We start from the raw sequence: 13,598 nt of genomic DNA, 5'->3' as shown, positions 1-13,598 counted from the left end.
TCCTTTTGTGATACACAAAATATCCTATTCCGATTTTTACGCAAATATGACTCTGGGATGCAACTAAGTATTAAGAATCGGCGTCACTTGAGCTAAAATCTGCTCGATCTGCTTGGAACTCTCTTCATACATTTTTTTCGCCTTTTTACTTTTGGTACTAAGGCTGAACAGCTCTAAATCTGCTTGGCATTTTTTTAAATTTGCATACAACAGCTTGCGCTCCTCATTCTGGGGAACCTGAATCTGATCGTCATACAAATCCACGGTAAGTGTGCCGTACGTATCAACCTGGGCAAAATAAACATCCTTCAACTTGGCTCCTATTTTATCCAGCTCATCCAGCAGCCAATTCTGGCCAAAACCCATAACTCGCAGGGGCTCATCCATGATATTCCCGTCCATAACAACAACCTGCGGCGGTTTCTCCGGAGCCACCGTAATGCCTAAATGCTTAGGGGTTAACGGGAGATTCTCCCGCTTCTGCAGGATATTGATCTCCCCACTGGATTCCATAATGGCAAACTCCACATCAGCCAGTTGAAAAATATCTTTTTTTCGAAGCTGCTGCATGATCTCATCAGTGGACAGGCGCTCTTTTTTCATATTTTCCTCAAGAATCTTTCCACCCTGTATGAGCACGGTTGGTTTAAAGTCTATGAAATCACGTGCCTTCTTGCTCTTGATCTGCAAAAACTCGATAGCAAGAGAGCATAAGACCCATACCCCCAACGCAATCAGTCCCAAATACCAGTTCGTATTTAAATCCATGGATATGTAGGCAGCCAAGCTACCAATGGTAATCCCGGTCAAATATTCGAAAAAAGATAATTGTGTGACCTGACGTTTTCCAAGCAATTTTGTCATCAGAAACAGCACAATTACGGCACATAATGTACGAAGTACAATTTCAAGCCATTGCGGCATAAATGACCCTCCTCCATCTTTTTGTTCAATGATCACCTTATAGATTATTGTCAAATTTACGCATAGAAATTACACCATTATTTTCCTGTTCCCCCATCATGCATGATCTGAGAGAAAATGAGTACATTATGATGCATGAAAGGAGTGATAAAAATGACTGTAGCATCCGATGTAAAAACATGTCTCTCATCCTTGAAAAGCGCTCAGGCCAGCCTTGAGCAATTTGCGTTGTCTACACAAGACCAAAATGCTAAAACTCTGTTTACCACTGCCGCACAACAGACACAACAAGTCGTAGACCAAGTGGCACAGCGAGTCCAGCAGCTTGAACAGGAAGAGCCTCAGTATAAAGGCTTCTAATATTCGTTGCACTTTTGTTCTAACTGCGAGTAAAACCCAAGTTCGCCTCCTATCATTCCCTGGTAGGAGGTTATTTATATTGTGTGAATTGTTATTGAGTTATGCTCTACATCAGGGTAAAGTGGTAATAACAAAAGGCGGACTACAAGGAGGTAGATTCTATGAAGAATGGTACGCAGTCCATGGATGTCATCACATTCGGCGAGTCCATGGGATTGTTATATCCGGAAGGCACACGGGGAATTGGTCAAGGCGGAAGTTTGGCGCAATCCTTCGGCGGAGCCGAGAGCAATCTGGCCATTGGCCTGGCCAGGCTAGGCTGCTGCAGCGGCTGGTTTGGTCAACTGGGCAGCGATCCGCTCGGAACCGGTATTTTGAAAACGCTTCGCGGAGAAGGGGTCGATGTTTCACGCGCCAGGCAAACTGATGCCGCGCCGACCGGCCTTATGCTAAGACAGAATGTACGCGGTCAGTCCTCCGTGTACTACTACCGCAAAGGCTCAGCGGCCAGTCAAATGACGCCGGATCTCGTGGATTCCGAATACATAGCTAATGCCCGTATTCTTCATTTCACCGGCATTACGGCAGCGCTGAGCAGCAGCTGCCTGGATACGATTCGGCATGTGATTTCTGTGTGCAAGGAGCATGGCGTTCTGATCAGCTTCGATCCCAACCTAAGGCTCAAGTTATGGAATATAGAGAAAGCCCGCCCTGTTCTGCTGGAGCTTGCCGGAGCCTGCGATTATTTCCTCCCCGGCTACGATGAATGCAAGCTTTTATTTGAAACCGAGGATGAGCAGGTCATCATCAACCGTCTGCGGCAGCTGCCTGGAATGTCCATTATCAAGAGTTTCAACGGAAACAACGTAATGGTTCACCAGGATGTAACCTACTCCCTGCCGTTTGAACACGTAGAGCAAGTGGTGGATACCGTGGGGGCAGGCGATGGTTTCTGTGCCGGTTTCCTTGCCGGTATTGCCAAAGGCTGGACACCGGAAGAGGCTTTATCCCTGGGTGGCTTAACCGGCTCGCTGGTTATCCAAGCTCCCGGTGATTGGGAAGCGCTTCCGACATGGGATGAGGTTCAGCAGCGGCGCGGCCATTCGGCTCATATCGAGCGCTAGACCTTTTCATAAGCTATAATCCCTAATTCATTCATCATACGACAAGGAGCTGTGTAGCATGAAAAAACTAAGACTGATTGAACAGATTCATCAAGCCGGTGTTGTAGCTGTCTTGCGCGGAGATTCTCCAGAAGAAGTAGTGGAAATCGCCAAGCGTGCCATTGAAGGCGGCATTAAAGTGATCGAGGTCACGATGACCGTACCTTTTGCTACGGAAGCCATTACAACGCTATCCAAAATGTACTCTTCCAAGGATCCGCAAGCTGATGATTATGCCATCATCGGTGCCGGCACCGTCCTCGATTCCGAAACGGCCCGAATCACCATACTGGCTGGCGCTGAGTTCGTTGTGTCCCCAAGCCTCGACCGGGATACCATTATGCTGTGCAATCGCTACCGGATACCGGTCATGCCGGGCGCTGTCACCGTTCATGATATGATCGCCGCGCTAGAGCTCGGTGTCGATGTCATTAAACTCTTCCCGGGGAACCTGTACTCTCCATCGGTTATTCCATCCATGAAGGGCCCGCTTCCGCAAGCCAACATTATGCCGACCGGCGGCGTGAACCTGGACAACCTTCACGAATGGATTAAGGCCGGAGCATTTGCTGTCGGAATCGGATCCGATCTGACCAAGGACGCACTCAAGAGCGGGGATTATAACCTCATTACGGAGAAGGCGCGCGCTTACATTAATGCCTTCAAAAAAGCCCACTCCCCGTCATAATTTCATTATCATGACAGCAGGCCTAACAAGAATCAATTCTTGTTAGGCCTGTTATTTATTTCGTTTTCTCCTCGCCCACCGCCGCTGCGTACACATCCCTGTGGTAAAGCCGCCCGAGATAATCGTCAGCACGGAATAAACGAATGTACTTCCAGACAGCAGGAGTCCGCCCACCCCAATGATGATGGCATCCATTAGCAGAATAATGACCCCTACATTAAGCGGCAGGTACCTTGCCAAGAAATGTGCCAGCAGATCCGTTCCCCCTGTGCTTGCATTGTTTCTCAGCATCAATCCAAGGCCAGTCCCAATTAGCGCCCCGCCAATGGCTGCACTAAAGATCACATTCGGGGCAAATAATTGCAAAAAATCAGCTCGCAGTGGTGATAGCAGGTCAATGACAAAAGAAGAGATCAGCATGCCTGACAAACTATTGTAAAATATTTCACGATTTAGTATCCAGGCTGCAATAAACATGGGGATACTGCACAGAATGATGACAAATCCAATATGTAGATCAAACACATAGTTGGCAATTAACGCAATGCCGATGACTCCACCGTCCAGAACTTTATGCGGGACAAGAAAAAAGTTCGTCCCCATCGCAATCAGAAAGCTGCCGATCACGATTATGACATGTTTTCGAAATGACACCATTTCCGACATCTCCATCTATAAGGGCATGTCTAATTCATATGCTTGTCATTCCGAAAAATTGCGAACTCGTTGTCCCACATTTGAAAAAAAATTCCACTCCAACATTTCTGATGCTTGGAAGATGCCTAACCTTTTACATAAAACATGCGTTCTGTTCTTGCCATTACCTTGGTTTTCATATAGGGATAATTCTCATAGCAGTAATCAACAAAGTAACCCGGTTTCTCCCCATTCCAAGGGAAAATATCGTAGTGCATCGGAATGGTCAGCTCGAAATCCGACGCTGCTGCAAGCTCGGCTGCCTCCCGGAAGCCCATATTCCCTACAATTCCGTCCTTCCGGCGGAACGCATCTCCCCCGTTGATCGGCACCATACCGATATCAATCGAATGTGCCTGCAGCCTCTCGACCAAGCCTGGATATACCACGGTATCTCCCGCATGGTAGATGAGAACGCCCTGGATATCCATCAAATATCCGACAAAACGATGTCCGTACACTTCGTCTTCATCCAAGGTTTCATGGGCAGCGGGAATCGCCATCAGGCGTACACCGTCGAGCTGCTGCCACTCATCGCATACCGCTGCAACCAGCCTTTCAGGCGCTACGCCAGCCCCCTGCATCGCTTCATGACATCGAGCCGGTGCAACAAACCATGTGTCCGGGTTCTGCCTGGCTATCACCGAGATGGTGGCAAGATCCATATGATCATCATGCTCATGGGTAATCAGCACGATATTCGCGTTCCGAATATGCTCCGGCTGCAGCGGCGCGGGAAATGCTCGCTTGAATCCGCCCCTGCGCTCAAGTTCATCCGACATATAAGGATCAATGTAAATGACGACCTCGCCACCCTTGATGACAACGCTCTCTTGTCCCAGAAACCAAACCGCCGCCATCCCGTAAGAGGTGGAAGTCTGATTGATTTCCTCTATGATTTGTTCCGGGCTCCTATCCTTGCCTTGTCCAAGCTCCTTCATCCCTCGATCTCTCCTTCCGTTATCCGTATTTCATTCGATTATAACATGCTGCAGAGCTGAGAATGTGTCACTGTTTATCCCGACGGCAGCCGCTGTGGAAGCCCACGAGGACAAAACGGGCTGGAATCGAGCATCTAAAGATGCCCGTCCCAACCCGTATAGTCATGTTTAACTTGAAATCTATTTACGCTCAAGCGGCTTCTTCCACATTCCCAGCAGCATGCCTGACAGCACAGCACCGATTACAACTGCCAGCAGGAACAGAAGCGCATGATTGGCAAGCGCGGCAACAAATATCCCTCCGTGAGGTGCAGGAACGTTAATGCTCCACAGCTGCGTCAATCCACCAGCAACCGCCGAACCGAGAATACAGGAAGTCAGCACGCGCAGCGGATCAGCGGCAGCAAACGGAATCGCGCCCTCCGTTATGAAGGAAAGACCCATCACATAGTTGGTCAGACCGGACTTTCGTTCCTGCTCCGTGAATTTGTGCTTGAACAATGTTGTGGCCAGTGCAATAGCGAGTGGAGGAACCATTCCTCCGGCCATGACCGCAGCCATCATGGCTCCGTTCGTATTGCCGCTGGACGTAAATACGCCGATCGCAAATGCATAGGCTGCTTTATTGAAGGGACCGCCCATATCAATGGACATCATCCCGCCTAAGATAAGACCTAGAATTACCGCATTTCCGGTACCCAAATTATTAAGAATATCAACCAGACCGAGATTGATCCAGCTGAAGAACGGATCGAACAGGTAGAACATGACCGTACCGGTGATAAGAAGGCCCACAACCGGATACAGCAGAATGGGCTTTAAGCCGTCCAGCGTTCGCGGAAGACCGGCAAACGCTTTCCTCAGCAGGATGACAACATAACCCGCCAAGAATCCTGCCGCCAGACCACCAAGGAACCCCGAATTTGAATTCAATGCCATGAGACCTCCGACCATGCCGGGCATTAAAGCCGGACGGTCGCCTATGCTGAGCGCAATAAATCCCGCAAGAACCGGTATCAGGAAGTGGAAAGCACCGTCTCCGCCGCCAATCGTCTGCAGCAGCTGGAATAGCGGATGGTCCTCTCCGGCAAGCTGCTCGATGAGGAAGGAGATAGCCAGAAGAATCCCGCCACCCACAACAAAAGGCAGCATATGAGAAATACCATTCATCAGATCTTTGTATACTTTTTTGCCGATGCCGCCTTTTTCTGCGTCCTTCGGTTGAGTTGCAGCAGCTCCGCCTTCGCTTCGGTAGATCGGCGCATCACCGCTTACTGCCTTGCGGATCAACTCCTCCGATTTGCGGATGCCATCGCTTACAGGCCGCTGCAGCACAGGCTTTCCGTTGAAACGGGCCATCTCCACATTTTTGTCTGCGGCAATGATGACACCGGCCGCTCTTCGGATTTCTTCCTCCATCAACACGTTTTGCGCACCTTCCGAGCCATTGGTCTCCACCCGGATTTCAACGCCCATTTCCTGGGCCTTCTTCTTAAGCGCATCTTCAGCCATAAAGGTATGAGCAATACCGGTAGGACACGCTGTTACAGCCACAACAAAAGCATTCTCGTTTCCGTCAGCACCTGTCGAAATGGCTGCCTCGGAATGGCTGCCGGATTCCTCGTGCTTTTCCGTTTCCTTTTTAGCCTCTTCCCGGATCCGGGCTGCTTCCTTCTCTGCCTTAACCGCTTCCTCTTCAGCCTGTTTGGTGTCAAATAACTCCGTTACCTCTTCGGGCGTCTTCGTGTCCATCAATTTCCCGATAAATTCGGCATCAATCAGCAGCCGTGAAAGCGCAGCAAGCGTACGGAGATGCGTATTCCCGGCTCCCTCAGGCGCAGCGATCATGAAGAATACATAAGCTGCCTCACCATCCAGCGCTTCGAACTCCACGCCCTTGCTGCTCTTGGCAAACACAACGGTCGGTTCATTAACCGCTTTCGTTTTTGCGTGGGGCATCGCAATGCCGCCTCCGATGCCGGTACTCGATTCAGCTTCACGCTTCAGAATCATCTCTTTGAACAGGACCGGGTCATTGATTCGCCCGCTAGCGGCCAAACTGGCGATCAGTTCGTCGATGGCCGCCTCCTTCGTGACTGCCTTCAGATCCATGATCATTGTATCCTGGATCATCAAATCTGTAATTCTCATATTGGATCACTCCCTTGATTTCAATCGTGACTATTGCTGGGGCACAAGTTTCCGCAGGCTGCCTTCTTCAGATATACAGCGGCTCACCACTTCGTGATGTTAACTTGCGGAATAAGCCGATCAATGGCTTCCTTAACAGCCAGGTCGTCAGAGAACGCGGTTGCGCTGCCGGATGCAACCCCGGTTCGGAACGCCTCCAATAAATCCTTGCCAAGAGCAAGCGTGCCGACAAAACCCGCAATCATCGAATCGCCAGCTCCGACCGAGTTTCGGACTGTGCCTGACGGTACATTGGCGTGATAAACCTGATCAGCTGTAATCAACAGTGCACCTTCTCCGGCCATGGAGATCAGCACATGCTGGGCGCCTTCCTCAAGCAGCTTCCGGCCGTAGGTCACAAGCAGCTCGTTCGAGTCGATAACCACGCCGAACAATTCCGCAAGTTCGTGATGATTCGGTTTAACAAGAAGCGGCCTGTGGACCAACGCCTTCATCAGGGCCTCCCCCGTTGTATCCATTACGAATTCGGCACTGCTCTTGCGGCACGCTCCGATCAGACGCTCATAGAAGCCAGGTCCCAGCGATGGTGGAACACTGCCGGACAACACAACGATATCTCCCGCCTGAAGCTGTGACAGTTTATGAAGCAGCGCGTCCGTTTCTTCTGGACGGATGACGGGTCCAAGGCCGTTGATCTCCGTCTCGTCACCGTGCTTAAGTTTCACGTTGATCCGGGTATCATCCGCGATATTTACAAAATCAGTGCGGATCCCTTCCCTACTCAGCGTCTCGTCGATATATCGTCCGGTGAAGCCACCCAGGAAGCCGATGGCAGTATTTTCAGCTCCAAGCTGGTTGAGCACCCGCGATACATTAATTCCTTTGCCGCCCGGAAACTTCATATCCCGAGTCATTCTGTTCAAACCGCCCAGCTCTATAAACTCAACTTCCACGATGTAGTCGATGGAAGGATTCAGCGTTACCGTATATATCATTATGATCCCTCAATTATGTTGGTTTTCTGTGAAATGGACTTCCGCCAAGATGGAGTCAAGGATTCCGTAATCAACGTCGCTTCGTTCAGGTCCAACAATTTGGCGAAGGAGACCTCGCCTAATTTGCTGGAATCCGCCAGGACATAACTTGACGCGGACAGCTGATGCGCTCGACGCTTAATCAAGGCTTCCTCCGGATCAGGCGTGGTGTAACCCATCTCAACATCCACGCCGTTCGTGCCCAGAAAGCACCGGTCAAAGCGAAAGTTGTCCATGTTTTGAAGAGCGATGCTTCCGATGACGGCCTTGGTATGAATTTTCATCATTCCGCCCAGAAGATAGCTCTTGATTCGCTTGCTTACCAATGCTTCGATATGGGATAAGCCATTCGTAACCACGGTTACGTCCTTCGCTTCAATGAACGGTATCATCGCCAGCGTAGTCGTTCCCGCATCGATATATATGCTTTCTCCATCCACCACTTGGGCTGCCGCCAACCGGGCAACGGCATTTTTCTGTTGAATGTTTCTGAAGGTTTTCTCCTCGATGCCGGGTTCTTGCATTTTGGGACTTGGCAGAGCAGCTCCCCCATGAATGCGCTTTAATAATTGTCGTTCTTCCAGATCGATTAGATCCCGTCTTACCGTTGATTCAGAAGCTTCAAGAAGTTCCACCAATTCCTGCAGTTTCACAACACCGCGCTCTTGTAAGCGTTCTAATATGATCCGGTATCTTTCTTCCGTCAGCATAATGAATCCACCCCTTTAGAACCTATAGTAACATAATCAGCACAAAAAACAATCACAACATTTCAAAATCATTCAAAAACATTCATCAAAAGTTTCAATCGTTCACCTTGCCTGATGGTAGATCCTGGCCGTTTATTTTGTTATTGGTGATTATGTTCTTAATCGTAAGCCGGCAATCATTTGAACATCACGTAAACGTTTGTAACCGATAGCCTTTACACTATATACTGGTAACTAGGAAACTCTCACAGTATAGAAGAGGTGACATGAATGGACCAAATGAAAGAAGCCTATGAGCGAATGGGTTTGCCTGAGGATGCTACCAAGGAGCAGCTCGACGACCGGTATACCCTGCTCATGCGCCAAACCCGTTCACATCAAAGGCGGGAGCCCGACCGAGCGGAGGAGATCGAAGCCGAATTTTCGGAAATCACCAAAGCCTACAAGTTCATCCTTGAAGAAGAGACCCGCAAATCTTTGGAAGAGATGAACCAGAAACGATATGGTAAATATAAGAAATTTGCCGGGACAGCGGAGAAAACCGATCATTTCTTCCGTTATTATAAATTTCATGTACTCGGCGGCATTGCTCTGATCGGAGTACTCATTTATATCGTCATTAGTATTTTCAACCATCAGGCCGAGAAAGAACGGCTGGCCAGCCTGCCGCCGGTTGACCTGGAAGTTATGTTCCTCGGTTCTTATATGAACAAGGATGGCGGACAGGATCTCACACCGATTGAAGATGCGATTCTGGCACAATTTCCCGAATGGAAACGCGTAACCGTTACCATGAATTACGTCCCTCCTCTGGATTCCAACAACCCACAGGATGCAGCCATGCTGCAGAAGGCTCTGCTTGTGTTGTCCACCGAGCGGCCGGACCTGTACATCATGGATCAAACCGCCTATGATTGGGTGGGTAATCAAGGAATGGTGCGACCGCTTGAAGCCGAGGTGGAAGGCGTATGGAAGGATCTGTTGACCCCGGAACAACTCGTGAAGGGTACGAATGAGGAAGACGGCTCGGAGCATGTGTATGCCGTCGATATTTTAGGCAGCACCATGAGCGAGGAGCTCCCTGTTCTGAAGAAAGACATGTTTGCCGGGATTCGTGAAGGCACGGAACGCGATGCAAACGCCCAGCTCTTCATTAAGCAATATCTGGAGTCGTCCAAATAACCATCGGGTTTGGCCCATTCCTGAGGTATAAACTAGGGAAGCTCCCGCTGCTTGGCCTTGCGAGCCAAACAGCGGGAGCTTTTTTTGCGGCTTTATCGATTCACAATTGGTCTTTACGCGTCCAATTCCCGCCCAATATGGCAAGAGCATTCCCTTTTCTCATTAAACAGGTTATTCTAGTAGTACAGATTCAAATAGTTGATAAAGGGAGATGTTCATGCCTGGAAAAATTAGAATTTTTGCTGACAGTACCTGCGACTTACCACCCTCGTGGATAAAAGAATATAATATCGGCATTATCCCGCTCTATGTTGTGTTTGGAGAAGAATCCCTGCGCGACGGAGTGGATATTACTCCTGAACAATTATATGCCAGGGTAGATCAGATTGGCAGCCTGCCCAAAACTGCGGCGCCCTCTCCATCCGATTTCATTGCTGCCTTCACACCTTCCATAGAGCAAGGCGAAGATATCCTGTTCCTTAGCATTTCATCCGAGCTTTCTTCCACTTACCAAAATGCGTTGATAGCCGCAGACGAATTGCCGGAAGGCCGGGTAACGGTCTTCGATTCACGCAATCTGTCATCCGGCATTGGACTGCTTGTCATGAAAGCTGTACATGCAGCGAGTGAAGGCTTGTCCATTCCAGAAATCGTTGCGCTGTTAAACCGCACCGTGAACGAAGTTGAATGCGAATTCGTTGTTGATACACTGGAATATTTGCACAAAGGCGGACGCTGCTCCGGCATGCAAAATATCATTGGCAGTCTGCTGAAAATCCGTCCGGTTATCAAAGTCGTGGACGGCAGCATGACGCCTGCTTACAAGGTTCGCGGCAAGAAAGAGAAGGCGCTGGACCAGATGATCCAGAATGCCCTCGCTCAAGTGGATAACATGGACAACGATCTGATTGTTATTGTACATACCATGGCTGAAGAGGAAGCCCGCTTCATTCAGAAAAAACTGCAGGAGAAAACCGGAGCTAGGCAAGTCAGCATTTCTACAGCCGGTTGTGTCATTTGCAGCCACTGCGGTCCTCAAACCGTCGGACTCATGTATACGAAGAAGCCTTCTTAAATAACATTTTGTTCATCATAAGACAGTTCTGCTGTGTTGCTTTAGCTGCGGGACTGTCTTTTCTTGTTTTCCATGGCTAACGGCAGCTTATGTCCTTATTAAACTGCATGTCCTCCGGCCAAACCCTACATCCTAGACTAAAGTCTAGGTGAAACATTCCCCCCGGACCGAGGACATCTTGATCCTTCGCATGGTATTCTTGGATTAATCATTTTACATAGGAAAGGAACGAAGTTTGTATGACGAAACGTACAATCTTGGCACCGCTGCTAATTCTGCTCGGCGCCTACTTACTCTTGAACCAAGGCGGTTCGGTAGGCGCCGGTTCCATCTTCGCCACATTCTGGCCCACCATGTTTGTCATACCATTAGGACTGTTTTTTCACTGGATGTACTTCTCTCTGGTAGGAAGACAGGGCATCGGGCTGCTGATCCCGGGCGGCATCCTCCTCACAGCCGGCATTGTCAGCCAGATCGCTTCCTTGTTCGACTCATGGCAAACCATGTGGCCCGGGTTCATCCTCGCCGTAGCCGCCGGGCTGTTCGAGTTCTACTGGTTCGGGTCGCGCAACAAGTGGCTGCTAATCCCCATCAACATTCTCACTGTCTTGTCGCTGCTGTTCTTCGTTGTATTCTCCATCGGGCCGATCTTGAATTACTTGTCATTCGTTCAGCCTGTCATTGCCGTGCTGCTTGTGCTGGGCGGAACTTGGCTGATTCTCGGACGGAAGAGACACGGATAAATCGAGTCGGATCTGCATGTACCACTCATAAACAAACAGAAAAGGGCACGTCGAAAGGTTACATCCCTTCGAGTGCCCTTGGTCTATTCAGACTTGAGTGATTATGAAGACGCTGCCGCTGCTAAGGTTTCATTACTCTGAAACAGATGATGAACACTGCGGATATAACGAACGGTTCTTGTGCCGGAATACATCATGACCGAATGCGTTTCGGCACGCTGACCCATATATTTAACGCCGCGCAGGAAATCCCCGGCCGTAACGCCGGTAGCTACAAACAGTACGCCTTCCCGCCCTACCATATCCTCCATCGACAGCAGCTGCTCCGGATGTTTCAAGCCCATAGCCTGACATCTTACATAATCCTCCGGTGTCTCCGGTATAAGCCGCCCCTGGATTTCTCCGCCCAGACATTTCAGGGCAGCAGCGGCAAGCACACCTTCCGGTGCTCCTCCGGAACCCACATAGAGATCCACCTCGCTGTCGGTGCAGGTCTCGATCGCACCCATGACATCGCCATGACTCAGCAGCTTGATTCTTACCCCGGACTCCCTCAAGTCTCGAATCATGGAGCTGTGACGCTCACGATCCAGAATGGAGACCGTCATCTCCGACAGCGGTTTTGATAACAGCTCAGATGCCTTTTGAAGCGTAACCGCAATGGGATCGTCCAAACTCAGCTTGCCTGCAAGCTCAGGTCCTACCGCAAGCTTATGCATATAGATATCAGGCGCATGCAGAAGGGTTCCCTGAGGAGCGGCTGCAATCACAGACAGGGCGTTATTCAGCCCGTTTGCTACCGTTTCGGTTCCTTCGAGAGGATCGACGGCCACATCCATCTTCGGACCTTTGCCGTTCCCTACGCGCTCTCCAATATACAGCATGGGCGCTTCATCCATCTCGCCTTCCCCAATGACAACAACCCCATCCATCGCTGCGGAATCAAAATGCTTGCGCATGGCGACCGTAGCGGCTTCATCAGCACTGTTCTTGTCTCCTCTTCCTGTCCACCGGGCGGATTGCAATGCCGCTTCCTCCGTCACTCTTACAAGCTCCAATGCTAATGAACTCTCCATTATGAATCCCCTCCTTCTGCTTTTTTCCATACCCATTCCTGCCTGCTTACTTCAAGAAATTCATAATCAGACCTGCGGATTCCTCTATGGCCTTGTCGGTGACATCGATGACAGGGCATCCCAGTTCTGTATACAGCGACAAGGCATAATCCAGCTCCTCTTGAATCCTCTCAAGGGATGCGTACTGTACCTGATGCGGGAGCCCCATTACTTTTAAACGCTCGCTGCGGATTTTGAGAAGATGCTCCGGCTCTATCGTAAGTCCAATGATGTTCCCATTCGTTACTTCTCTAAGCTGGGATGGGGGTGACATCTCCGGCACAATCGGAAAATTCACCGTCTTGTAGCCTTTATGAGCGAGAAACATCGATAGCGGCGTCTTCGAGATTCTGGATACGCCCAGCAGGATGATATCCGCCTTCAAGATGGCACTCACATCTTTGCCATCGTCATACTGAACAGCAAATTCCATCGCTTCCACACGCCGGAAGTAGCTGTCGTCGAGCCGGTGCAGCAGCCCCGGCAGCCGTTTGGGATAGTCGTTAAACGTATCGGCGAACGCCTGCATCATCGGACCCATAATATCCACTGTACGAATATTGAGCCGCACGGCTTCCTCTCGAATGACCTCGCGAAGCTCCGGCTGCACGAGCGTGTAAGCCACAAAACCTCCGCGCCGTGCCACCTCCTCCATCAGCTCGGTCAATTCATCTTCTTCCCGTACATTCATATATCGCTTAATCTCTGTATTCGGGAGCTCGAACTGGCGCAATGTAGCTTGGACAACCGCTTCGGCCGTCTCCCCGATGGAGTCTGAACAGATTGCTATGAAATGAGTTATTGCCTGATTCATCC

14 protein-coding genes are annotated in these 13,598 nt (G+C 49.9%); 6 read left to right on the top strand and 8 right to left on the bottom strand.

Annotated elements, in window-relative coordinates; translation table 11 throughout:
• Positions 1-63: 63 nt before the first annotated feature.
• Complete coding sequence (locus tag B9D94_RS06155) at positions 64-924, bottom strand: DUF421 domain-containing protein (protein ID WP_006212151.1); 861 nt, start codon at positions 922-924, stop codon at positions 64-66.
• A 153-nt stretch (positions 925-1,077) separates the two neighbouring features.
• Here B9D94_RS06155 and B9D94_RS06150 point away from each other — a divergent pair, with 153 nt between their 5' ends.
• From B9D94_RS06150 to B9D94_RS06140, 3 genes are all read left to right on the top strand, one after another.
• Positions 1,078-1,284: a DUF1657 domain-containing protein gene (locus tag B9D94_RS06150; protein ID WP_006212152.1), complete on the top strand. Its 207-nt coding sequence runs from the start codon at positions 1,078-1,080 to the stop codon at positions 1,282-1,284.
• 161 nt (positions 1,285-1,445) lie between these two features.
• Positions 1,446-2,408: a sugar kinase gene (locus B9D94_RS06145; protein ID WP_063480407.1), complete on the top strand. Its 963-nt coding sequence runs from the start codon at positions 1,446-1,448 to the stop codon at positions 2,406-2,408.
• A gap of 58 nt (positions 2,409-2,466) precedes the next feature.
• The gene (locus tag B9D94_RS06140) at positions 2,467-3,135 is read left to right on the top strand and encodes a bifunctional 2-keto-4-hydroxyglutarate aldolase/2-keto-3-deoxy-6-phosphogluconate aldolase (RefSeq protein ID WP_148246621.1); all 669 of its coding nucleotides are present in this window, start codon (positions 2,467-2,469) and stop codon (positions 3,133-3,135) included.
• 51 nt (positions 3,136-3,186) lie between these two features.
• Here B9D94_RS06140 and B9D94_RS06135 read toward each other — a convergent pair whose 3' ends face one another.
• The 5 genes from B9D94_RS06135 to B9D94_RS06115 all read right to left on the bottom strand — a co-directional run bounded on the left by B9D94_RS06135 (position 3,187) and on the right by B9D94_RS06115 (position 8,667).
• Positions 3,187-3,792 carry a YitT family protein gene (locus B9D94_RS06135; protein ID WP_006212155.1) on the bottom strand — a complete coding sequence of 202 codons (606 nt, stop codon included), beginning with the start codon at positions 3,790-3,792 and terminating at the stop codon, positions 3,187-3,189.
• A 125-nt stretch (positions 3,793-3,917) separates the two neighbouring features.
• On the bottom strand, positions 3,918-4,772 hold the full coding sequence (locus tag B9D94_RS06130) for an MBL fold metallo-hydrolase (RefSeq protein ID WP_148246620.1): 855 nt from the start codon (positions 4,770-4,772) through the stop codon (positions 3,918-3,920).
• Positions 4,773-4,952: 180 nt separating this feature from the next.
• Positions 4,953-6,923, bottom strand: coding sequence for a PTS fructose transporter subunit IIABC (locus B9D94_RS06125; protein ID WP_148246619.1), 1,971 nt, complete (start codon positions 6,921-6,923; stop codon positions 4,953-4,955).
• A gap of 83 nt (positions 6,924-7,006) precedes the next feature.
• Entirely contained in the window at positions 7,007-7,918 is a 912-nt protein-coding gene (gene pfkB, locus B9D94_RS06120) for a 1-phosphofructokinase (protein ID WP_148246618.1), read from the bottom strand.
• The gene (locus tag B9D94_RS06115; RefSeq protein ID WP_063480411.1) at positions 7,918-8,667 is read right to left on the bottom strand and encodes a DeoR/GlpR family DNA-binding transcription regulator; all 750 of its coding nucleotides are present in this window, start codon (positions 8,665-8,667) and stop codon (positions 7,918-7,920) included. The genes pfkB and B9D94_RS06115 overlap by 1 nt, the downstream gene beginning before the upstream one ends.
• Positions 8,668-8,937: 270 nt before the next feature.
• On the opposite strand from B9D94_RS06115, the gene B9D94_RS06110 reads away from it, so the two are divergent.
• The 3 genes from B9D94_RS06110 (at position 8,938) to B9D94_RS06100 (ending at position 11,667) form a co-directional block, all read left to right on the top strand.
• Entirely contained in the window at positions 8,938-9,849 is a 912-nt protein-coding gene (locus B9D94_RS06110) for a J domain-containing protein (protein ID WP_006212161.1), read from the top strand.
• 217 nt (positions 9,850-10,066) lie between these two features.
• On the top strand, positions 10,067-10,924 hold the full coding sequence (locus tag B9D94_RS06105) for a DegV family protein (protein WP_036639606.1): 858 nt from the start codon (positions 10,067-10,069) through the stop codon (positions 10,922-10,924).
• Between the two features lie 239 nt (positions 10,925-11,163).
• Positions 11,164-11,667, top strand: coding sequence for a hypothetical protein (locus B9D94_RS06100; RefSeq protein WP_006212163.1), 504 nt, complete (start codon positions 11,164-11,166; stop codon positions 11,665-11,667).
• A gap of 101 nt (positions 11,668-11,768) precedes the next feature.
• Here the strand turns inward: B9D94_RS06100 and glpX are convergent, their stop codons facing one another.
• A complete protein-coding gene (gene glpX / locus B9D94_RS06095; protein WP_006212164.1) occupies positions 11,769-12,743 on the bottom strand; it encodes a class II fructose-bisphosphatase in 975 nt (324 codons plus the stop codon).
• A 46-nt stretch (positions 12,744-12,789) separates the two neighbouring features.
• Positions 12,790-13,596 (bottom strand): pyruvate, water dikinase regulatory protein, encoded by an 807-nt coding sequence (locus tag B9D94_RS06090; RefSeq protein WP_006212165.1) that lies wholly within the window; start codon positions 13,594-13,596, stop codon positions 12,790-12,792.
• Positions 13,597-13,598: the final 2 nt, after the last annotated feature.

Source organism: Paenibacillus sp. Cedars, from assembly GCF_003184205.1.
GTDB lineage: Bacteria > Bacillota > Bacilli > Paenibacillales > Paenibacillaceae > Paenibacillus_AQ > Paenibacillus_AQ glucanolyticus.
Note: the sequence above shows the minus strand (reverse complement) of the source record. Positions and strands in the feature narration are given on the sequence as shown.

Excerpts from the sequence above, each read along its gene's own strand:
- B9D94_RS06145 (WP_063480407.1), top strand. The coding sequence starts at position 1,446 with ATGAAGAATGGTACGCAGTCCATGGATGTCATCACATTCGGCGAGTCC.
- B9D94_RS06150 (WP_006212152.1), top strand. The coding sequence starts at position 1,078 with ATGACTGTAGCATCCGATGTAAAAACATGTCTCTCATCCTTGAAAAGC.
- B9D94_RS06140 (WP_148246621.1), top strand. The coding sequence starts at position 2,467 with ATGAAAAAACTAAGACTGATTGAACAGATTCATCAAGCCGGTGTTGTA.
- glpX (WP_006212164.1), bottom strand. The coding sequence starts at position 12,743 with ATGGAGAGTTCATTAGCATTGGAGCTTGTAAGAGTGACGGAGGAAGCG.
- B9D94_RS06125 (WP_148246619.1), bottom strand. The coding sequence starts at position 6,923 with ATGAGAATTACAGATTTGATGATCCAGGATACAATGATCATGGATCTG.
- B9D94_RS06100 (WP_006212163.1), top strand. The coding sequence starts at position 11,164 with ATGACGAAACGTACAATCTTGGCACCGCTGCTAATTCTGCTCGGCGCC.
- B9D94_RS06105 (WP_036639606.1), top strand. The coding sequence starts at position 10,067 with ATGCCTGGAAAAATTAGAATTTTTGCTGACAGTACCTGCGACTTACCA.
- B9D94_RS06115 (WP_063480411.1), bottom strand. The coding sequence starts at position 8,667 with ATGCTGACGGAAGAAAGATACCGGATCATATTAGAACGCTTACAAGAG.
- B9D94_RS06155 (WP_006212151.1), bottom strand. The coding sequence starts at position 924 with ATGCCGCAATGGCTTGAAATTGTACTTCGTACATTATGTGCCGTAATT.
- B9D94_RS06130 (WP_148246620.1), bottom strand. The coding sequence starts at position 4,772 with ATGAAGGAGCTTGGACAAGGCAAGGATAGGAGCCCGGAACAAATCATA.
- pfkB (WP_148246618.1), bottom strand. The coding sequence starts at position 7,918 with ATGATATATACGGTAACGCTGAATCCTTCCATCGACTACATCGTGGAA.
- B9D94_RS06135 (WP_006212155.1), bottom strand. The coding sequence starts at position 3,792 with ATGGTGTCATTTCGAAAACATGTCATAATCGTGATCGGCAGCTTTCTG.
- B9D94_RS06090 (WP_006212165.1), bottom strand. The coding sequence starts at position 13,596 with ATGAATCAGGCAATAACTCATTTCATAGCAATCTGTTCAGACTCCATC.
- B9D94_RS06110 (WP_006212161.1), top strand. The coding sequence starts at position 8,938 with ATGGACCAAATGAAAGAAGCCTATGAGCGAATGGGTTTGCCTGAGGAT.